The 21,008-nt window shown below is 35.9% G+C and carries 20 protein-coding genes and 1 pseudogene; 17 read left to right on the top strand and 4 right to left on the bottom strand.

What is annotated here, in order from left to right; translation table 11 throughout:
- Window positions 1-195 precede the first annotated feature (195 nt).
- The 14 genes from GVV22_RS07835 (at window position 196) to GVV22_RS07775 (ending at window position 13,239) form a co-directional block, all read left to right on the top strand.
- Window positions 196-936 carry a metal ABC transporter ATP-binding protein gene (locus tag GVV22_RS07835; protein ID WP_159649567.1) on the top strand — a complete coding sequence of 247 codons (741 nt, stop codon included), beginning with the start codon at window positions 196-198 and terminating at the stop codon, window positions 934-936.
- Window positions 933-1,772: a metal ABC transporter permease gene (locus GVV22_RS07830; RefSeq protein WP_159634025.1), complete on the top strand. Its 840-nt coding sequence runs from the start codon at window positions 933-935 to the stop codon at window positions 1,770-1,772. The genes GVV22_RS07835 and GVV22_RS07830 overlap by 4 nt, the downstream gene beginning before the upstream one ends.
- Window positions 1,769-2,680: a metal ABC transporter substrate-binding protein gene (locus GVV22_RS07825; protein WP_159649566.1), complete on the top strand. Its 912-nt coding sequence runs from the start codon at window positions 1,769-1,771 to the stop codon at window positions 2,678-2,680. The genes GVV22_RS07830 and GVV22_RS07825 overlap by 4 nt, the downstream gene beginning before the upstream one ends.
- A 493-nt stretch (window positions 2,681-3,173) precedes the next feature.
- Window positions 3,174-3,452 (top strand): co-chaperone GroES, encoded by a 279-nt coding sequence (locus GVV22_RS07820; RefSeq protein ID WP_159649565.1) that lies wholly within the window; start codon window positions 3,174-3,176, stop codon window positions 3,450-3,452.
- Window positions 3,452-5,065 carry a chaperonin GroEL gene (gene groL, locus GVV22_RS07815; protein ID WP_159649564.1) on the top strand — a complete coding sequence of 538 codons (1,614 nt, stop codon included), beginning with the start codon at window positions 3,452-3,454 and terminating at the stop codon, window positions 5,063-5,065. Before GVV22_RS07820 ends, groL begins: the two co-directional genes overlap by 1 nt.
- A 179-nt stretch (window positions 5,066-5,244) precedes the next feature.
- Window positions 5,245-5,403 (top strand): transposase, encoded by a 159-nt coding sequence (locus GVV22_RS11210; protein ID WP_268890720.1) that lies wholly within the window; start codon window positions 5,245-5,247, stop codon window positions 5,401-5,403.
- A 438-nt stretch (window positions 5,404-5,841) separates the two neighbouring features.
- Window positions 5,842-5,976: a hypothetical protein gene (locus GVV22_RS11125; RefSeq protein ID WP_268890716.1), complete on the top strand. Its 135-nt coding sequence runs from the start codon at window positions 5,842-5,844 to the stop codon at window positions 5,974-5,976.
- A gap of 335 nt (window positions 5,977-6,311) precedes the next feature.
- A complete protein-coding gene (locus GVV22_RS07805; protein ID WP_159649562.1) occupies window positions 6,312-7,298 on the top strand; it encodes a kinase in 987 nt (328 codons plus the stop codon).
- On the top strand, window positions 7,285-8,595 hold the full coding sequence (gmhB, locus tag GVV22_RS07800) for a D-glycero-beta-D-manno-heptose 1,7-bisphosphate 7-phosphatase (protein WP_201290700.1): 1,311 nt from the start codon (window positions 7,285-7,287) through the stop codon (window positions 8,593-8,595). The genes GVV22_RS07805 and gmhB overlap by 14 nt, the downstream gene beginning before the upstream one ends.
- Before the next feature lie 2 nt (window positions 8,596-8,597).
- Entirely contained in the window at window positions 8,598-9,257 is a 660-nt protein-coding gene (locus GVV22_RS07795) for a D-sedoheptulose-7-phosphate isomerase (RefSeq protein ID WP_159649561.1), read from the top strand.
- Complete coding sequence (locus GVV22_RS07790) at window positions 9,250-10,341, top strand: glycosyltransferase family 4 protein (protein WP_159649560.1); 1,092 nt, start codon at window positions 9,250-9,252, stop codon at window positions 10,339-10,341. Before GVV22_RS07795 ends, GVV22_RS07790 begins: the two co-directional genes overlap by 8 nt.
- 54 nt (window positions 10,342-10,395) lie before the next feature.
- The gene (locus GVV22_RS07785) at window positions 10,396-11,502 is read left to right on the top strand and encodes an EpsG family protein (RefSeq protein WP_159649559.1); all 1,107 of its coding nucleotides are present in this window, start codon (window positions 10,396-10,398) and stop codon (window positions 11,500-11,502) included.
- A gap of 26 nt (window positions 11,503-11,528) precedes the next feature.
- Complete coding sequence (locus tag GVV22_RS07780) at window positions 11,529-12,635, top strand: polysaccharide pyruvyl transferase family protein (protein WP_159649558.1); 1,107 nt, start codon at window positions 11,529-11,531, stop codon at window positions 12,633-12,635.
- A 58-nt stretch (window positions 12,636-12,693) separates the two neighbouring features.
- Window positions 12,694-13,239, top strand: a complete 546-nt coding sequence (locus GVV22_RS07775; RefSeq protein WP_159649557.1) for an acyltransferase — start codon at window positions 12,694-12,696, stop codon at window positions 13,237-13,239.
- Between the two features lie 125 nt (window positions 13,240-13,364).
- Here GVV22_RS07775 and GVV22_RS07770 read toward each other — a convergent pair whose 3' ends face one another.
- The 4 genes from GVV22_RS07770 to GVV22_RS07755 all read right to left on the bottom strand — a co-directional run bounded on the left by GVV22_RS07770 (window position 13,365) and on the right by GVV22_RS07755 (window position 17,575).
- A complete protein-coding gene (locus GVV22_RS07770; RefSeq protein WP_159649556.1) occupies window positions 13,365-14,774 on the bottom strand; it encodes a PTS transporter subunit EIIC in 1,410 nt (469 codons plus the stop codon).
- A 147-nt stretch (window positions 14,775-14,921) separates the two neighbouring features.
- Complete coding sequence (locus GVV22_RS07765; protein ID WP_159649555.1) at window positions 14,922-15,755, bottom strand: PRD domain-containing protein; 834 nt, start codon at window positions 15,753-15,755, stop codon at window positions 14,922-14,924.
- Between the two features lie 153 nt (window positions 15,756-15,908).
- Window positions 15,909-16,520: an NADPH-dependent FMN reductase gene (locus tag GVV22_RS07760; protein ID WP_201290699.1), complete on the bottom strand. Its 612-nt coding sequence runs from the start codon at window positions 16,518-16,520 to the stop codon at window positions 15,909-15,911.
- Window positions 16,520-17,575, bottom strand: a complete 1,056-nt coding sequence (locus GVV22_RS07755) for an LLM class flavin-dependent oxidoreductase (RefSeq protein WP_159649554.1) — start codon at window positions 17,573-17,575, stop codon at window positions 16,520-16,522. The genes GVV22_RS07760 and GVV22_RS07755 overlap by 1 nt, the downstream gene beginning before the upstream one ends.
- Window positions 17,576-17,717: 142 nt before the next feature.
- Between GVV22_RS07755 and GVV22_RS07750 the strand changes: the two genes are divergently transcribed.
- The 3 genes and pseudogenes from GVV22_RS07750 to GVV22_RS11205 all read left to right on the top strand — a co-directional run bounded on the left by GVV22_RS07750 (window position 17,718) and on the right by GVV22_RS11205 (window position 20,852).
- The gene (locus GVV22_RS07750; protein WP_159633997.1) at window positions 17,718-18,050 is read left to right on the top strand and encodes a winged helix-turn-helix transcriptional regulator; all 333 of its coding nucleotides are present in this window, start codon (window positions 17,718-17,720) and stop codon (window positions 18,048-18,050) included.
- A 171-nt stretch (window positions 18,051-18,221) separates the two neighbouring features.
- Window positions 18,222-19,691, top strand: a complete 1,470-nt coding sequence (locus GVV22_RS07745) for an LCP family protein (protein WP_159649553.1) — start codon at window positions 18,222-18,224, stop codon at window positions 19,689-19,691.
- 135 nt (window positions 19,692-19,826) lie between these two features.
- A pseudogene (locus GVV22_RS11205) lies at window positions 19,827-20,852 on the top strand (acyltransferase family protein).
- Window positions 20,853-21,008 lie beyond the last annotated feature (156 nt).

The following is a 21,008-nucleotide window of genomic DNA, read 5'->3' as shown; positions in this document are numbered from 1 at the left end:
AAGGGTCCTTTTATTTACAGAAATTGAATTTTTAAAACTATTTTTGAAAAGTAGAAAATCGTTAAAAAGTGACATTTCCTCACGATGATAACGCTATCAGAAAAGGTGCGATAATATATTTTATTAGGTATACCTAATTTAATATTGAATTGCACTTAACAAAGTGGTATTGTATAACTACAAAGGAGAGAGATTATGATAAAAATTAAAGATTTGAATGTTGATTATTTCGGAAACCCAGCACTCTCCAATGTTTCAGTAGAGATACCATTTGGATATTCTGTAGGAATTATTGGACCAAACGGTGCCGGTAAATCAACATTTATCAAAGCACTTCTAAATATCGTGAAAGCAAGTTCGGGAGATGTTACGGTTGACGGAGAACCAATCAAAAACAGACAATCCAAAATTGCATATGTTCCACAAAAAAGTGATGTGGATCTTAGTTTCCCAATTACTGTCGAAGATACAGTTTTAACGGGAACATACCCAAATATTAAATTATTCAGACGCCCTGGTAAGAAAGAACGAGAAATCGTGAAGACGGCCATGGAAATGGTAGATATTACAAATTTAGCAAAACGCCAAATTAGTAATTTATCTGGGGGACAATTACAACGTGTGTTTATTGCCCGAGCACTCGCTCAACAAGCCGATGTGTTCTTTCTTGATGAACCGTTTGTCGGAATTGACCTAGTCAGCGAAACCATTATTGTAGACCTTCTTAAAGAACTGCGTGCAGAAGGAAAAACAGTAGTTGTTGTTCACCATGATTTACACGAAGTCGAAGCATACTTTGATAAACTCATAATTCTTAATAAAGAACTCGTCGCATTTGGTGATGTCAAAGATGTCTTTAATACAGAAAATATTCAGAAAGCATACGGCTCATCACTGGGACGTATCGAAATCAAAGGTTTAGGTGATACATTATGATCGAATATCTATCGCAATTAACCAATATTCCGATCTATATCCTTAATGCTGGACTCTCAGCGATTATTCTAGGTGTTGTATCGGGAATTATTGGAAGTTTTATTGTTTTAAGAAAAATGGCATTAATGGGAGATGCCCTTTCCCATGCAGTTTTACCAGGTGTCGCAATATCATACATGCTAGGTATCAACATGCTTGTTGGGGCATCCATATTTGGATTAATTGCCGCGATCTTAATCCAATTCATATCAGCGCGTAGTACGCTAAAAAGTGACACATCGATTGGGATTATCTTAAGTACATTCTTTGCACTGGGTATTATCTTGATCACACGTGCTCAAAGTGGTATTGACTTAAACCATGTTCTCTTCGGAAACATTCTTGCAGTGCCAAGTTCAGAATTGATGCAATCCTTTTGGGTCATGGTCGGTGTCATTGTGATTGTCGTTCTATTCTACAAAGAATTATTGATTAGCTCATTTGATCCAATTGTTTCCAAGGCATATGGATTGAACACAACATTCTACCACTACCTACTCATGTTCCTATTGTCAATCGTAACAGTTTCCTCCCTATCACAAGTTGGTGTAGTCCTTGTTATTGCTATGTTGGTAATTCCAGCAGCGACTGCATACTTGTGGACAAATAAACTATCACACATGATTGTTTCGGCATCTGTTATTGGCGCAATTATCGGAATTGTTGGAACATACATTAGTTTCAACTATAACCTTCCTACTTCAGCAACAATCGTCCTTGTGGGAGCGACTTTGTTTGTTCTAGCTTTCCTAACATCCCCCAAAAATAATTTCATAAAGAGAGGCGTTAAAGCATGAAAAAAATATTAGTAAGTTTAGTTCTAGCACTGGTAGTGCTAACTGGATGCCAACAGGCATCTGGCATCGAAAAAAGTGATAAATTACAAGTTGTAGCAACGTATTCAATTATTGCGGATATGGTAGAGAATATTGCCGGTGATAAGGCAGATGTCTACAGTATGGTACCAATTGGAACAGATCCGCATATGTACGATCCCCTCCCAAAAGATACTGATAAAGTATCTAAAGCGGATTTAGTTTTCTATAATGGTTTAAATCTTGAAACTGGAAAGGGTTGGTTTAATGACCTCTTAAAAGTTACGAATAAAGAAGACAAAGCCTTCGCAGTGACTCGTGATGTACAACCAATGTACCTTTCAGAAAAAGGAAAAGAAACTCAGGAAGATCCTCATGCATGGTTTGATGTACAAAACGCTATTAAGTACACAAACGTTATTGCGGAAGAACTGATTAAGGCCGATCCAACAAATAAAGAGGCATATGAAGCCAATCACGCTGCGTATGTAAAAGAACTTGAAGCCTTGGATGCGTATGCCAAAGAACAAATCGCGACATTGCCTTTAGATAACCGGACATTGGTAACCAGCGAAGGTGCGTTTAAGTACTTCTCAAAAGCATATGACTTACAAGCTGCATATATCTGGGAAATTAATACTGATAACCAAGGTACTCCGGAACAACTATCGCGTATTATCCAAATTATCAATGATGAAAAAGTACCCGCGTTATTTGTTGAAACAAGTGTGAGCCCAAAAACAATGGAAACGGTATCCCGTGAAACAGGTGTAAAAATTCATTCAAATGTGTTTACCGATTCCCTTGCTAAAAAAGGTGAGAAGGGAGACAACTACATTGACATGATTAAATGGAATGTTGATCATGTAGTTGAAGGACTCAGTCGGTAGTTGTGAATCCGTCGAAACCTATATTTAGAGACTAAAAATAGAGATAATAAAAGTAATATCGTTGAATGAGACTTAAACTAAAAACATCTTGTATTCGTACAACTGTCCAAGGACAGTAAGTGCAAATAGGAGGTGTTTTTTTTACATATCCCATATTACAGAAGCAATTCCAATTAAATCAATTAATTTTCTGAATATTATTCAATTTATTGACATTGAGCACAATAATTTAACATCACAAAATATACATCTGACTCGTGAATGCGAAGCATAAACTGAACTATGATGATATATAATACCGATAAATCATAACCAATTTATAGTGTTTTAAATATCATCTTGTTTGGATTGAAAAAAATGAGATAGCAAAATTAATGAATATTAAATAGTATTTATGCTCTTGACAAAAAAAGATTTCGATTTTAAAATATCGGTGTTGGCACTCGGTTTGGTTGAGTGCCAAGTGGTCGATTATGGAATAGGAGGAATGGATATGATTAAACCATTGTATGACCGGCTTTTATTAGAGACGATTCAGGAAGAATCAATGACACTTAGTGGAATTATCTTACCAGAATCAAAAGATAAGCCTACCATTGCACGTGTTGTAGCTATTGGTGACTTAGAAGATAATGAATCTGGCAACCAAATTCAGGTTGGAGATCATGTAATTTATAAAAAATATTCAGCAACCGAGCTAAAACATAATGGACAGGACTATTTAATTATTGAACTAAAAGATATTTTAGCACTTGTAGAGGAGGATAAATAATGGGAAAAGATGTACGTTATGGTCGAGACTCGCGAGATTTATTGTTAAAAGGGATGGACACACTTGCAAATGCTGTTAGTGTCACACTTGGGCCAAAAGGGCGTAATGTTGTTCTAGAAAGAAGTTACGGATCGCCTTTAATAACAAATGATGGTGTGACAATTGCAAAAGAAATTGAATTAGAAAATCCGTTCGAAAATATGGGGGCGAAACTTTTATATGAAGTTTCAAATAAGACAAATGATATTGCAGGTGATGGAACTACAACTGCCACGCTTCTAGCGCAATCAATTATTCATAAAGGTATCACGCATGTTGAACGAGGCGCTAATCCGGTTCTAATGCGATATGGAATCGAGAAAGCAGCACAAACCATCTCAAATTATTTATTGAAACAAAGTAAAAAAATCGAATCACGAGATGACATTTCTAATGTTGCTGCTATTAGTGCAGGAAGTGAAGAAATTGGTCAAATTATTGCGGATGCAATGGAAAAAGTTGGTAGAGACGGTGTCATCACAGTTGATGAGTCAAACACATTTGAAACAACTCTAGAGATTGTTGAGGGGTTACAGTACGATAAAGGGTACCTCTCACCATACATGGTTTCCGACCGGGAGAAAATGGAAATCGAAATGGAGAATCCTTATATCCTTGTAACGGATCGTAAAATCTCTACGATTCAAGAAATCTTACCGCTTCTTGAACAGATTGTGAAAGAAAATAAACCACTTTTTATCATTGCTGAAGACATCGATAGTGATGTTGTATCAACACTTGTCGTCAACAAATTACGAGGAACGTTCAATGTTGCAGCAACAAAAGCACCTGGCTTTGGAGATAATCAAAAGAAAATTCTTGAAGATATTTCAATCGTAACAGGTGCCACCTTTATCAGTAAGGATTTAGGTATGGATTTGAAGGATAGTACACTTGAAATACTTGGTGGTGCTTCAAAAGTAGTTGTTCGTCACGATGAAACCACCATTGTTGGAGGAAAAGGTTCAAAAAACAAACTCAATGAACGAATCCAAGAAATTCGTGCCCATATCGAACACTCAAGCAACGATTATGATACGCAACAATTAAATCAACGCATTGCAAAACTAACAAACGGAGTTGCTATTATTAAAGTTGGAGCTGCAACCGAATCTGAAATGAAAGAAAAGAAACTTCGAATTGAAGATGCACTCAATGCCACAAAAGCAGCTGTGCTAGAAGGTACTGTACTTGGGGGCGGTTATGCTCTAGCTCGTGCATACCTCGACTTGAAAGGAACGATTACTTCGGAGTCACAGGATGAAAATCGTGGCATATCCACAGTCTTTGAAGCAATTTTGAAGCCGTTATGGCAAATTGCAGAAAACGCAGGTTTTGACGGCGACGAAATTGTAAGCACTCAATTGGCATCAGATATCAATGTTGGGTTTGATGCAAAAAATGGGGAATGGAAAAATCTCCTGGATGCGGGAATTGTTGATCCTACTAAAGTAACTCGAAATGCCCTATTGAATGCTGCGTCAATTGCATCTTTATTTTTAACCACTGAAGCTGCTGTCGCTTCCATAGGTGACAGTAAATCAATAGCATCACCAGAAATGCCACTTTACTAGTGGTAATAATTTAAAGGACGTAACCCGGTTTTTCTAGAAAAATCGGGTTTTTAATTATCCGTTTAGAGACCCATATGCTATGTCTATGAGCATAAACGTATGGCGTTATAACAGAAAAAACCTTCATGTTATATAAATGTGATTGACAATTTCGAATTATAAAATGAGGTAATAACTTGGTGCCGAGTGAAAATAGTTTAGCACATACTTGTGTTGATCATATCCATTTGTTGGTGAAAATATCACTGAGACTTGCGATATCTGCATTTGTAGAATATCTCAAGGGAAAAAGTACATGGACGATATTTGATGGACATGCAAATCTAAAATATAGGTAGGGGAATAAAAGCTTCTAGGCAAAGGGATATTATGTTAGCACAGTGGGATTAAATCAGAAAACAATAGAAAATCATAAAAAAATCAAGAAACAGAAGATAAGCTTAGAGATGAAATGACGAAGCGAGAGTATATCTAACCCTTTTAGGGATAGCAAACAACGATATAGCGGTTGTCAGTCTCTAAAAGAAAACCCCCTTAATGGTCGTGAACAAAAAGCACTTTTAGGGCGATACTACACTACCTGTTCTACGAGTAATTATTTATTACTAGGGGATCAGATATCTACAAATTCTTCTATTATGCCACTGTAACTGACGGCAAAACAAATGAAAAAAAACAACGTTTCTTGAGAAATTCCAAGAAATCGTGCTAAAGATTAATTTAGACAACTTGGGTCGTTAAAATGAGTCCCAAAATGAAGACGTTATGCAGGTTTCATGAACAAAAAAAAAGATACTATTTGGGATGTAAATAGTACACGTTCTGTCGTCCTACAGAAAACATCATTTGGCAAAACTGATTTTGAAGTCAGACCCGAATTCGATTGTGTATTTGGCGAAGAAATAAACTAAAAAAAGACATCAGGGAAGTCGATTGATTGAGTAACCATGATGTGTGCGTGTATTTAATGCGTAAAGTATCTGAAATCAAAAAAAAATGCAATCCATGAATTCTGAAATTTTTATAATGTGATAGAGCCAGAAAGTGTATTACTATTTTATAATAAAATTTAGCTATCATTAGTTTTATGTGTATAATAGTAGTGATTAGTTTTCGTATTTTCGAAAGCATGTGTAAATTTGAAAAATGTCGGAGTCAAAAAAGTAGATATATATTTACATCACATATATATTAAACCAAACATTTACTTTCATTTTTCAATAAATAGGAGAGGGAGAATTAAACAATGATTGTTACTAAGACACCACTTAGAGTTTCTTTTTTTGGTGGAGGAACTGATTTTAAGGAATATTTTGAGAAAGAGGGCGGAATTGTTTTATCAACTTCAATTGATAAATACACGTATGTCACAGTTCGCGACTTACCCGATCTTTTTTCATTCAAAAATGAATTAACCTATTCGAAAACAGAACGCGTTGAAAATATCGACGAGATAGAGCATCCATTAATACGTAACGCAATGAAGTTTACAAATACAGATAAGATTCGACTGTTTTATGATGCAGATTTGCCTGCGGGAAGTGGTTTAGCTTCAAGTAGTTCTTTTGCGGTTGGTCTATTGAATGCATTCAAAAAAAGAAAGGGCGAAGTACTTTCTAATCGTGAAATGTCAGATCAATCAATTCATCTTGAACGAGTCATGTGTGCAGAATCAGGAGGTATCCAAGATCAAATAGCAGTCGCTTTTGGAGGCTTGAATAAAATTGAATTTTCGAAAGATGGCTATACTGTTAACCCAGTTGAATGTTCAGTAGAACGTAAAAGGCAGCTTAATGACAAGCTGATGCTTTTTTATACGGGAATCACACGTCGTTCTTTTGAAATTCAAGATGACACTCGAAAATCAATTACGGATTCAAAAAAATCAGAATCTATGAGCAGAATGAAAGAAATTGCATATTCTGCAATTAATGTTCTAGAAGATGAATCCCGTAATCTAGTGGAATTTGGAGAGTTACTAGACGAAACATGGCGTATAAAGCATTCTCTTTCATCTAAAATCAGTAACGATCAAATTGATGAATATTATGATATGGCTATGAAAGCTGGTGCAGTGGGAGGGAAATTACTTGGCGCTGGAGGCGGAGGTTTCTTATTGTTTTATGTTGATGAAAAAGAACAAGAATCAGTTATTAATGCACTTTCAGAACTTCACCATGTGAAATTTTCGTTTGAAGACACCGGAGGTACCATTATCTATGAAGAGAAATAGTGACAAATTTGATGTAGTCATCATGGCAGGAGGAATGGGAACAAGAGTTGCTGAAAATTTTCCCTTAATTCCTAAACCAATGATACTAATAAATGATATCCCAGTGCTAGAGCACCAAATAAAGGTTTTGGCAGACTCAGGATTTAAAAATATATTAATAGTAGTTGGACATTTGCATTCTGTAATCACAAGTTATTTTGATTCAGGGGAGAATTGGGGCGTTAAAATAAAGTACTTTGTTGAAGAAACCCCACTTGGAACCGCAGGAGCATTGTACAAAGTTCGAGATTTATTAAGCGCAAACTTCATTTTATTGAATGGTGATTTAATTTTTGATATGGATTTAGAGAGATTATACAAATTTCATATGGAATCGGAAAGACTGGCAACAATTACAGTACATCCAAATAGTCACCCATTTGATAGCGCTATTGTAGTAAAAAAAGGTGCAGAGGTTGTTAAATGGCTGTCTAAAGATGACCCAAGTAGAGCTGATGATGAATATTGGTATTCAAATTGTGTAAATGCAGGTATTCATGTTTTGAACAAAAGTATATTTGATAATATCCCAGCAAAGGATAAAGTAAATTTAGATAGAGACATTCTTAAACCTCTGATAAAATCGGGGAATCTATCCGCATATTCAACAACTGAGTACATTAAAGATATGGGAACTCTGGATAGAATCCCTGAAGTTGAACGTGAGATTGCTTCAGGATTTGTCCATAGCAAGAATTTGACATTCAAACAAAAGGCAATATTTATAGATCGTGATGGAGTCGTCAACAAGCACGTAGGCCATCTCTCGAATATTGAAGACTTTGAATTAATTAGGGGAGTAGAAGATGCGATTTCGACATTAAACAATCTTGGTTATCTATGTATCATTGTTACAAATCAACCAGTAATTGCACGTGGTGAATTATCAGTTAACCAGTTAGAGATGATTCATAATAAAATGGAAACACTTTTAGGAAAACACGGAGCATATTTAGACGGAATTTATTATTGTCCGCATCATCCGGATTCTGGATTCGAAGGTGAAATTAGGGAGTTGAAATTTGATTGTGATTGTAGAAAACCTAAAGCTGGCCTGCTACTTGCTGCAAAAGAAGCATTTAACATCGATTTTTCAAAGTCGTGGATGGTGGGAGACCATATTCGTGATATTCAAGCAGGTAATTCCGTTGGGTGCAAAACCGCATTCATAGGCGAAAATGAATTGTCAGAGGCTAACGTGACGTTTAAATCGTTATTGTCATTTTCTGAGTTTTTAACTAGTAGGGAGAGACCGTAAGTATGTATCAAAAAATACTGTTAGATGATTTAGTATCTCGATATACTTGTTTATCAGTTTCTAAAGAATCAATATGGAATGCATTTATAATCCTTCGGGAGAGCTATGAAAGTTCGGGAAAACTTATTATTGCAGGTAATGGGGGTAGTGCATCAGATTCGAACCACATAGTTGGTGAATTGATGAAAGGATTCAACTCACACAGAAAACTAGAGGACAAATCAGTAGAAAGATTTAAAGATGTTGCCGGAGAATACGGTGTTTCGCTTGCACATAAATTACAAGGTTCGCTTCCAGCAATATCTTTGTCTGCACATACTGCTCTTATTTCAGCGGTAGTTAACGATGTTGATGGCGATATGATTTATGCTCAACAAGTCTACGGATACGGAAACAAAAATGATGTGTTTTTAGGGATATCAACCTCTGGAAATGCACTAAACGTATACAATGCTGCAGTGGTTGCAAAAGAACGTGGAATGAAAGTAATTGCATTGACAGGAGAAAAAGCAAGTCGATTATCAAAGATTTCAGATTTAACTATCAGAGTTCCTGAAGTGGAAACATTTAAAATTCAAGAACTACATCTTCCCGTCTATCATACTCTATGCTTAATGTTGGAATCATATTTTTTTGATAAAGTAGGTGACTCAGATGTGTAGAGATAGAAAGGTTGCAATGATATCACTTTCTGATAACTATGATCACCAGAATACTCTATATAGTATGTATGATCAATTTGCCAATGATGAAAACTACATATGCATCGGATTGAACAACCCAAAGTTTAAGGTTTCTAACGAAGTAAAAGAATCTTCAAGATATTATTCAGTGAAAGGCCCACGAAGACCTGGAGTTACTAAAGGTACGTTTAACTTCCTTAACCTGAATAAAATATTGCAAATATTAAATAAAGAGAAAATTGAATGCGTTTATTTTGAAAGTACTCATGTTTGGAATCTTCTAATAATACTGTACTCTAAGATGAAGAAAATCAAAGTGTATCACGCTTTACATGATGTTATACCCCACGATGGTGACTCTCAAAGCTATTTTGTTAAAAAACTTCAAGAAATGATTATTAAGTTATCGGATATGATACTCGTCAGAAGTGAAGTATCGGTGTCGATTTTCAATGAATTGAATCCAAAATATTCTGAAAAATGTAGATATTTACCACTATGGAGAGAATGGAATGATTTAACAATTATTTCTAAAACGAATCCAAATCCATATCTTCTATTTTTTGGAAGACTAAATAAATACAAAGGGTTGGACGATCTAATTAAAATTATTGAGATGTTACCAGATATCAAATTCAAGGTTGTGGGAAGAGCATCGAACGAAGTTGTTAGTGAAATTGAATCACTTAGAGGCTTTAGAAATGTAGAAATGGATTTAGAATATGTTTCAGATGAAGCGATGGAATCATATTTTAGAAAAGCTAATGCGGTTATCCTTCCATATCAATCTGCGACTCAATCAGGAGTAATAATAGATGCATATAATTGTGGAACTCCTGTGATTGCCTATGATGTTGGAGCAATTTCATCCCAAATCAAGCACGGCTCTACTGGATTTCTTTCTAAACCAAATAATGTGAAAGCAATGGCAGACTATTCTCAAGAAATGATGAGATTGAGTGACAAGGAAATATTTGAGTTTCGAGAAAGAGCATTCTTGTTTGGAGAAGAGCAATACTCGAGTAAATCCAAAAAGAATCAGTTTGAAGAAATATTTTTATAATGAATGTTTTAATCATTGAATGATTGCAAGAAGTAGGTTATTAGAGGGGTATTTATGGTTATTTATATAGTTATAGCAACAGCGCTTGCGTCTTTTTTAATAGTTGATTCAAAAAGTACAAAGGTTAATTCGATTGCAATATTCTCATTTATGGGAATCTTATTCTTTTTGAGTGCTTTCAGATTCCACACAGTGGGTGCAGATACTGGAAACTATTTGTCTATTTTCAGATGGATTAGAGATCTCAATTTCTTTGAAATTCATGGAGCATCCTTAAACGTTTGGTATGAAAATGGAACCACAGAATATGTATATAAGGTACTTAATTGGATTTTTTCCAAGATTATTTACTGGGAGCAATCTGTATTAATTTTTTGTTCTCTAATTACTTACGTTCTCATGTATAGAACAATAACTAAACAATCAAAAAATGCTCTTTTTAGTGTCTATTTATTCGTAGTTTTTGGAATGTTTCAAATGAGCATGAATTTGATGCCTTCATCACTAGCAGCCATGATATGGCTGAATTCTCTTTATGAGTTATCAAATAGTAAGTATTTAATTTATGCAATAAAAGGAGTTATCGCGACAGGCATACATAATAGTAGTATTTTTTATTTTGTTCTGTTGCTTTACAAAAAAATCAAAGTTAATTTCATGATGATTAACCTTATAATTGTTGGTAGTATTGTATTCGTTTTCGTTGCGATGGGCCCATTTGTAAGTTTAATTGGACATTTTTTACCTGCGAAGTACGTAGTTTATCTGACACCAGCACAGACGCGATGGACTCAATTGATTGTGTTGATTGTTCAGATGTCGATTTTGTATCCAATCATGTATGCAAATAGAAATAATCCAACTTTTTGGGAAAAATATAGAATTAGTATTCTTTGTACTGCAATAGTAATTGCAAGTTATATATTCTCGCTAAGAATACTCGTGTTTTCAAGGGTAGCATTTATGTTCTCACCTGTTTTAATCCTTACTCTGCCCAATATGATTTTGGATGTTGAGATTAATCACGTAACATATGCTCCGTATATGGTAACACCAAGAGATCGACAAAGAATGATTGTGCTATGGTTATTAGCGCTCTACATCGCAAGGTTATTAGTGAATAACATTGGAACAACTGTTCCATATATTTCTATTTTTTAGAGTAAATTAATTTGAAAGAGGTACATATGAGAAAAATAGCATTGTTCGGATACTATGGTCAAAATAATTTAGGAGATGACCTAATAATGGAAACTATAATCAATAGAATTAATCAAAAGTATCCAGATTCTAAGATTACGGTATATGGCAGTGGGCAGTCACTTGATGTTGGAGAGAATACATATGAAACAGTAAGTAAAAAAAGTATTAAAGGAATGCTGAGTCTGCTTGGCAACGACATCGTTTTTATTGGAGGTGGAGGTCTATTTCCTAATAAAAATATTGGGAAACTAAAGACTTTCAATATCTTGACAAAAGTACTCAAGTTTTTCGGCAAGAAAGTTTATGTGATTGGAATTGGAATCGGATCAAAAAACTTTGAAGAAGATAATTCCATCGAATTGATAAAGAAAATTGCTAGGAGAGCAGATTATTTTGCTGTGAGGCATGACATTCCTAAAGAATTGAGTGACTTCATTGTTTCGTCAGCAGACGTTGTTCTAAGTGATCCCGTGTTTGATTATGACGTGAAGCATGTTCAAGAAAGGTATGTTACATTTTCGCTAGCTAACATTATGCCACATATAGAAGCTAACAACGACACATATAATGACTTTGTGAACTCAATTGCAAAAATAGTTGAATTTGTTTTAGATCAAGAAATGAATATAAAACTATTAACTTTTACAGGGAAGGACGATGAAATTCTGAATCGAGACTTAGTAAAAAAAGTCACTGAAGTACGAGGTAAAAAGATTTCAGAGAGAATTGAAATTGTACCATATAATAACAATATCCAAGAAGTAATTAACTTGATAAATAATGCATCGCTAAACTTATGTATGAGATTTCATGCAGTGGTTATTTCAATCAAGACTAAAACACCACTTATTTCTTTATCATACAGTGATAAGAGTGAAGATTTAATGAAGAAAGTTGAACTGGGTAAATTCTCAAGAAAAGTAGGGTTTAGCAAGAATCACTATTGGAACGAAGTTGTTGATATAGACTCGAAAGAAATTAATGATTTAGTCGAAAAATTGCTGAAAGATGACAGTGAACAGCTTAATAAATTGGAAAAACATCATGAAACTTTAGAGACTTTATCAAATCGAAATTTTGACTGGATGTAAGTTAATTGATGTATAATTCATAAATGATAAATTAACTAAATAGTGAAGGAGCAAAGCAATGGGGAAAATTAGCAGAGCATTAACTTATACTCGCTTACTTACAATGAATGGACATCAGAGAGCCGTTTACTTTAAAAAGAATGACTATTTTAATGCGCAGGGTGAAGATTGTTTCTTTCAACCCATTAATTTTGGAACAGAGCCCAAATTGATATCGTTTGGAAATAATGTTTACGTTGTTGCCAAAGTTACATTCATAAACCATGATGTTATCCATATGATGTTAAATACTGCTGAAAAAACGGATAAATTTTCTGAATATGTCGGGCGAATCAACTTTGGTAACAATATATTTATTGGATCGAACTCTACCATTTTATACGGAGTGTCTATTGGTTCAAACTGTATTGTTGCTGCTGGGTCTTTAGTAAACAAATCAATACCAACTGGATCAGTCGTTGCTGGTGTACCAGCTAGGGTCATTGGAACATACGACGATTTTATAAGAGATAGAGAAAAGTATAGTCAGAGTATACCGTGGAACAGTACAATGTCTAAAGAGCAACGCTTAGATTTACAAGTCGATTACTACAACAAAAAGTAGGGCGAATAATATCTAGGTTGCTGTAATTTGGTTTAAATCGGAGAAATAATAAAGTAAAAACACAACCGTGAGACGCGGTTGTGTTTTTACTTTATATAAATGTATTAAGAAGAGTTGTTTGGAAATTAGTTGTTTTCTACTAAATCGTCTTTGATGAAGACCATTGTGATTACGAAACCAGCTACATATGAAATAACAAGTCCGATAAAGAAGTTTAGCATCATTGTAGGAGTTTGCATTAATGGAATAGCAACAAGTCCTGAAGGACCCCATGCTCCTGCCATAACGCCTGTTAGCATTACCCATGCTCCACCAAATCCGGCACCAATACCAGCTGTGATAAATGGTTTACCAAGAGGTAAAGTAACCCCGTAGATTAATGGTTCACCAACACCCAAGAATCCAGCAGGTAGAGCACCGATGATTGTTTTTTGCAAACGTTCGTTTTTGCGACGTTTTGCTTTAATATAAATAGCGATTGCAGCTCCGACTTGTCCGGCACCAGCCATAGCAAGAACTGGGAATAATGAAACACCACCAAGTTGTTGGAGTTGAACAGCATAGATTGGAATTAATCCATGGTGTAATCCTAAGAGAACCATTGGTAAGAACAATGCTGATAAGATAAAACCAGATAGGATACTTACGATTGGGTTTGTTGAGCTAATGAAGATATTTAGGAAACTAACAAGTCCATCTGATAAGAAACCAGCAACTGGCATGATACCAAGAACAAAGATAATTCCTGTAAGTGTTAATGTTACAAGTGGTGTAACAATTAAGTCGAGTACATCTGGGACCATCTTACGTACACGACGTTCGATCATGGACATGAGCCATACCCCAAAGATTACTCCAATAATTCCACCTTTACCTGTAGTAAGAACTGAATTTAATGGAACTTCAGTATTGTAAAGTCCAAAGAATGTTGAGATATCAACGATCAATGGCATGATGCTCATAGCACCAATCATACCACCAAGTGCTTCGGTACCACCGAAGACTTTAGCGGAGTTAATACCAGTGTAGATTGCAAAGTAGGATAAGAATGCACCACTGAAGAGTTGGAATAGTTTTAGTACTAAGAACCAGAATCCTTCAGTAGGAGCCATTGTTTGACCAATTAAACTTGCTAGACCTGAGAAAAGACCAGCTGCGATAATTGCAGGAATCAATGGAATAAAGATATTTGAAATTGTCTTTAATCCCGTTTTAAGTTTTGATTCTTTTTGGCCTGATTTCAAGGTTGCTTTGTTGTCTTCCCAAGAAGAAACGTCACCACCAACAGTTACACCGAAGTCTTCGATAACAATGTCATAGACTTTCTTTGCGCGTCCAGGACCCACAACAATTTGTAGTGTGTCGCTTTCTACGACTCCCATGACGCCTTCTACCCCTTTGAGAGCGTCGATTTCAACTTTGTCTGCGTCTTTAATGTTTAGACGTAAACGTGTCATACAGTGGGCTGCACGTCCGATGTTATCGGTACCTCCCACGAGATCAATGATATTCTTAGCGAGATCATTGTTATTCATATTGCTTCCTCCTTCTGTGCAAAAGAAAAAGAGCCAAAGCGACATCAAAAAATGTTGCTTTGGCTCTTGCTCCGTTAGATTGCACGCCTAATACAAATATACCACGTTGAAATATAATGTCAATGTAAACGCTTAAAAAATGAAATATTAATTCTCTAAGACATTAACAAGGTGTATGACAAGATATGCGAGTTCATCATCAGCAAGCGCAACACCAATCTCTTTTTCGATGATTGCGATAATATCTCGAGCATAGTCAGCATAAATGGGATACGTTTCGACAATGGTTGTGCTAACGACCTGGTTCAGTGCTTTTTTGTTGGATAATGTTGACTCAACTATAAATCGAATGTGTGTCAGAAGTCGTGCATAGTGAATAGAGTCTTTGTTCAGTTCGTGGCCATGTTCAATCAAGTATTGCTCGAGTTCAATAACAACAACATGCAGTTGCTCCAATTGTCGTTTTGCCCCAGCGTTTCGTAGATTTTGGATATAAAGTGCAATATAGGCAATTTCTGCATCCGGAATTTCCACACGATAATTTTTTAAGATAACTTCGCAGAGTTGCTGTGCATGTGCAAATGATTGCGGATAAAGTGCTTTTGTTTCGTGAGAAAAATACGTTGTTACCGCAACACCACTTTCAATGCGTTGAAACATTGCAGCAAGATGGTCTGCTAGGGTAATTAATTCTTCAGTTCCGAAACTACCAAAGTCATGCTTCGTAATCTGGCGAATCGTTTCCATAACCATAACGACGATGTCATCACTATACCCGCTAATAATTCTATGAAACTCATTCTTGTGAATGGTTAACTTGTATGATTTATCGTACTCAGTACCTTTTGCTAGTAATTCTCCTGGTTTTTGACCAAAACCAATCCCCCGTCCCATGAAGATGACTTCAAAGAACAAATCCTTGACGATAACAGAACTATTATTTAATACCTTCACGATTGTATAATTTTTTTCGGTCTTCATGATTCCTCCTCATGTTTAAAGTTATGATACATTATATTAAGCAATGATGAAACTAAAAAGAGATGAACGTTTGTACTGAACGTTCATCTCTTAGAAGGATCGAGCCGCATCGACCCATCAACGCGCTAGCGATTCAACGGCTGTTTTTCTATACTAATTCAAGGGATCGTAAGAATTAATTCGGGAAAACATACCAGGAGGTTGGTAGTTGGAATCACCGCTAGAAGTCGTAGCGCGCCTCATATTCATTTTTATTTGGTCAACGCGATTCTCGACTTGACGGGCAAGGTTTCGAAGACGGAAATGAACATCATCTTCAACAATATCTTCCTTGAGGAAATCACGTCCTTCGATAAAAACATATTTTTCCAGCAATGCAGCTTTCATATAGGTTAAGACTGGTTTGAGCTGATATTCTGCAACGAGATAATGACGGGATGAGCCAGCAGTAACAACAATTCCGACAACTTTGTCTTTAATCGAATCGACGGGTAAAAGATCAAATACGTTCTTCAATGCACCCGGGATTGATGCTTGGAAGACTGGTGTTCCCACGATAATTGCGTCTGCAGCAATAATTTTCTCAACTAATGTTCGGGTATCACCTTCAAAATCTCGAAAGTCACGTCCATCCGCAAACATGATATCCAATTCACTCAAATCAACAATTTCATAGTCAACACCATCACTAAATGTGATGTTTTGCATCGCGATGCGTGTTTTGGTTCCGAAGACAGAACCGACAATACCTAAAACTTTCATCATTAAGCCTCAACTTTCGCTAATTGACGTTTGGCGATTTCCTCACGTACACGAGGTGCAATAACTTTTCCAATCATCTCGATATTGTATTTCACTTGTTCCCAAGGCATGCCTCCCAGATCAAGTTGTAACATGATTCGATCGTTGTTATAAACGTCGTATTGGTATAGTATTTTTTCAATAATGGTTTCAGGACTTCCAACTAACATAACGTTACGTTTATCCAACGCATCAACATAGGCTTCGCGGTTAAATCCATGACCATTTGCACTTAAGAAGGTGTGATTGATGTATTTATAGAAGTTCTTGAATGCTTCTTGATCTGTTTCGGCTGTATGGAATAGGTTCGTAACACCGACAATCATATTCTCTGGATCATGTCCTGCAGCAATATAGTTATCACGGTATGTACGCACAGAGTGATTAAAGAGCGTTGCAGGTCCACCTAAGGTTGCAAGCATCATTGGTACGCCTTGTTGTCCTGCTAAGACGGCGCTGTATGGAGGGCCACCAACTGCACGCCAGATGGGTAAACGACCTTTAAGCGGTTTTGGATATAAAACTGCATTTTCTAGGGGTGCCCGGAAACGCCCGCTCCAATTAACCACACTTTCCTTATTTAATTGTAGTAACATTTCAAATTTTTCTTCAAACAATGCTTCGTAATCACGAACGTTGTAACCTAATAGGCTAAAAAGACCGATGCGTGATGCACGTCCCCCAACAATTTCAGCACGTCCATTGGACATTAAATCAATAGTTGAAAAGTTTTCGTATACCCGAACTGGGTCAGATGTTGAAACGATTGTTGCAGAACTGGAGATTGTTATATTCTTTGTTTCACGCGCAATCCCTCCAAGAATAACAGCGTGAGCTTGTGATATAAAATGTTCTTGATGTGATTCACCTAGTGCAAATACATCGAGTCCTAATTCGTCAGCAAGTTTAGCTGCTTGGATGATTTCTTCGATACGCTGTTGCTCCGATACAATTGAACCCGTAGCAGGATCTGATAGATAATCTCCAAGGGAGTAAATGCCAATTTCAAATTTCTTCATAGTGTAGAACCACCTTTCTGATAAGACAAGTATGCTATAATATTTTTAGCTTGTGAAGTAGGCACTTTTAAGTGCACTAGTTCCCAAAAAGATACTATTAATGGTATCAAAAAGGATACTAATATGTGGAGTGAGGGTGTGTATGTCGAAAATTGAAAATGTTGTTTTTTGTAAAGTTGATGATGCTTTATCGATTATAAGTGGAAAATGGAAACCAGCCATTCTTTTAACGTTAATTTCTAAGGGTTCGATGCGTTATGGTGAATTGAAACGGGAACTTGTCGGTATAACTCCTAAAATGCTTTCGAGTCAGCTTAAGGAACTAGAAGATGAAGGCCTCATTTTAAGAGAAGAATTTCCAGAAATTCCACCTAAAGTTGTCTATTCAATGACTCCTTATGGGATGACTATCGAACCTATTTTGTCTCAGCTACACGAATGGGGAATTAATCACGTAAAGAACGGTCCGAGATAACCGTTCTTTTTTTGCATTGAACTCGTACCAAACACGGATTCGTTCACAATTTAAGCTAAATTGATGATTGGTGGGAAATCAAAGATTGTGAAATTATCGCAAAAAGTTTTCGAAATCAATGTTGCGATGCGTATTCATGGTAAAATTAAGATTAAAGTTACGAGGTAACCTATGAAGAATAAAACAAAAAACACAAAAGAATCGATTATAACTCGCAATAAGACAATATTTGCAATCCAACTCATTGTTGGTTTATTTACGGTTGGCTATGTCTATTATACTGGCCTCTTACCATTAAAGTACAATATCATAATTGCAGTAACCCTATTGGGCGCAATCGCAATCAGTGGTGTTGTACTATTCAAATCACGCGGTTGGTTTAATAACTTCGTGAAGATTATGAACATGGCTCTGAGTTTAGTTTTAGTTATTGGATGTTTCTATGCAAGTAAAGGTGTATCGTTCATTGACGCAATTACCGGTGCAGAATATGAAACGCATGTGGTATCGGTGATTGTTGATGCAAACAGCCAATACATGAAGCTTGATGACGTTAAAGCATTTCCTTTCAGTGCAAACACATCTCAAGACAAAACCAATGTTGATAAGGCTATCGAGCTATTCGAAAAAGAACATAAGTTCACACCATCCATTGATCCCTATGAAACTTATGAGGGGCTGCAAAGAGATTTACTAAATGGAACGACTCAAGTTATGCTTCTCAGTGAGAACCATCGAATGATGGTTGAACAAGTGAATCCTGAGTTCAGTAAACAAACACGCATTATCGAACAAGTAAGTTATACACAAAAAACAAATGTCCGAAACACGGGCGCAAATGTTCTAAAAGACACGTTCACGATTCTAATCTCAGGAATTGATACATACGGACCAGTATCAACCGTCGCAAGCTCTGATGTAAATATGTTAGTGACAGTTGACCCAAAAACAAACCACATCCTTCTAACGAGCATCCCACGCGACTATCATGTTGAGTTAGGAACAATCGGTGAGATGGATAAACTCACGTATTCTGGAATATATGGTATTAACGAAACCATGACAACCGTTGAAAAACTACTCGATATTGATGTTGACTTCTATGTTCGTGTAAACTTTAGCTCTGTTGAGACGGTTGTGGACGCGCTGGGTGGGGTTACAGTTGAATCAAAATTTAATTTCAATTCTACCGTGGATCCTTCGCTCCACTATAATGTGGGGAAAAATGACTTAAACGGCTATGAAGCATTAATGTTTGCACGTGAAAGAAAAGCGTTCCCACGGGGAGATGAAGATCGTGTTGTCCATCAGCAAGAATTAATGAAAGGAATTATAAATTCCTTGACATCACCGTCATTTTTATTGAATTATACGCAGGTATTATCGACGATTGGCGATAGTATTGAAACAAATATGAGTGATGATGACCTCACACGTTTGATTCGAATGCAAATTGATAAAAATCCATCTTGGAATATTCAACAGAATCAGTTAGTGGGAACTGAAGCATATAGTATGACGACATACTCCATGACAGGCTGGAATCAATACGTATTTGAGCCGATTCCAGAATCAGTCGCACAAGCAAAAAAATACATCGAAGATATGGAATCACATAAAAAAATAGAAGTAAAACGGTAAAAAGTATCAATCGAAACAATCGAAGATACTAATAGATTTAGTACTCACCGAGTTTGGTTTGCAAATTGGGTGAGTATTTATTGTGAATAGACACGGGGAGAATTAAGTGTAAAGAAGAGAAACAGTTCTATTCGATTGGTAACTTTATTTGGAGTCGTAGGTGTGCATTTTTTCCTAAATACTGGAATCTGTGAAATTCAAGTATCAGGAGCAAAGTTATTTTTTGCAATAACAGTTAGATCGTTTTTTATGTATTGTGTACCATTGTTCATTATGGTTACAGGTTACTTGATGAACAAAAAGACACTCAGTCGGAAATACTACAAGGGGATTATCCCTACTTATATTACTTACGTTGTAATATCGATAATGTTGTTGATATTTTCCAATATTCACTTCAATACAAATTATTCAATAGAAGATGGTTTTTTCAAGATACTCGATTTCTCGGCAGCAAACTACAGTTGGTATATCGAGATGTATCTCGGGTTATTCTTACTTATTCCGTTCATTAACCTAATGTATCACGGACTCGAGAGTAAGAAGGACAAGCAAATCCTGATTTTAACACTAATAACATTAACGGCACTTCCGTTATTACTTAATTATAATGAATACAGAAACTAGAGCTGGTGGTTACAACCCGCTAAATCGTATGACTATGATAAAATTGTTCCCCAATTTTGGGAAATACTTTATCCACTTACGTATTATTTTATCGGAGCGTATATCAGCGAGTTCCAACCAAAAATTAAGAAAAGTATAAATATTATACTCCTCCTTCTCGCTACTTTAGCAGCAGGAGCAATCGGCTATTATAGAAGTTTTGGTGGACCATTTAGTAATGGTCAGTATCAGGGGTGGGGATCCATTCAGTATATTATCGTTGCATACTTATTATTTATTCTGCACCTCAATATTGAAAGTTCAGGATTGTCACAGAGATTTAAAAATATTCTAAGAATGCTAAGTAACGCGTCATTGGGAGCATCTCTAATCTCTTACATGTTTGATAAACTCGTTTATACTCAACTGAATAGTGCAGTTATCAATGTAAATCAAAAGTACTTATGGTTCCCCATAACAACACTATTAGTATTCTCACTATCCCGGGCTTCAGCCTTAATTATAGATGTAATTATCAAAGGGTATCTTCATTAATCACTAAGAAGAATACCTGATTGTTGAAACTGTCATTTGTTATTAATGACAGTTTTTTTCTGTTTAGCATTTCTTTGCAATGAACAATAGAATGAAGTAAAACTCTAATGTCACTAACTTAAAGAATGACACTACATCGAAAATCTATACTATAAC

The sequence above is a fragment of the Erysipelothrix aquatica genome, from assembly GCF_009828825.1.
GTDB lineage: Bacteria > Bacillota_I > Bacilli_A > Erysipelotrichales > Erysipelotrichaceae > Erysipelothrix > Erysipelothrix aquatica_A.
The sequence above is the reverse complement of the archived record's forward strand: the minus strand, read 5'-3'. Positions and strand labels throughout refer to the sequence as shown.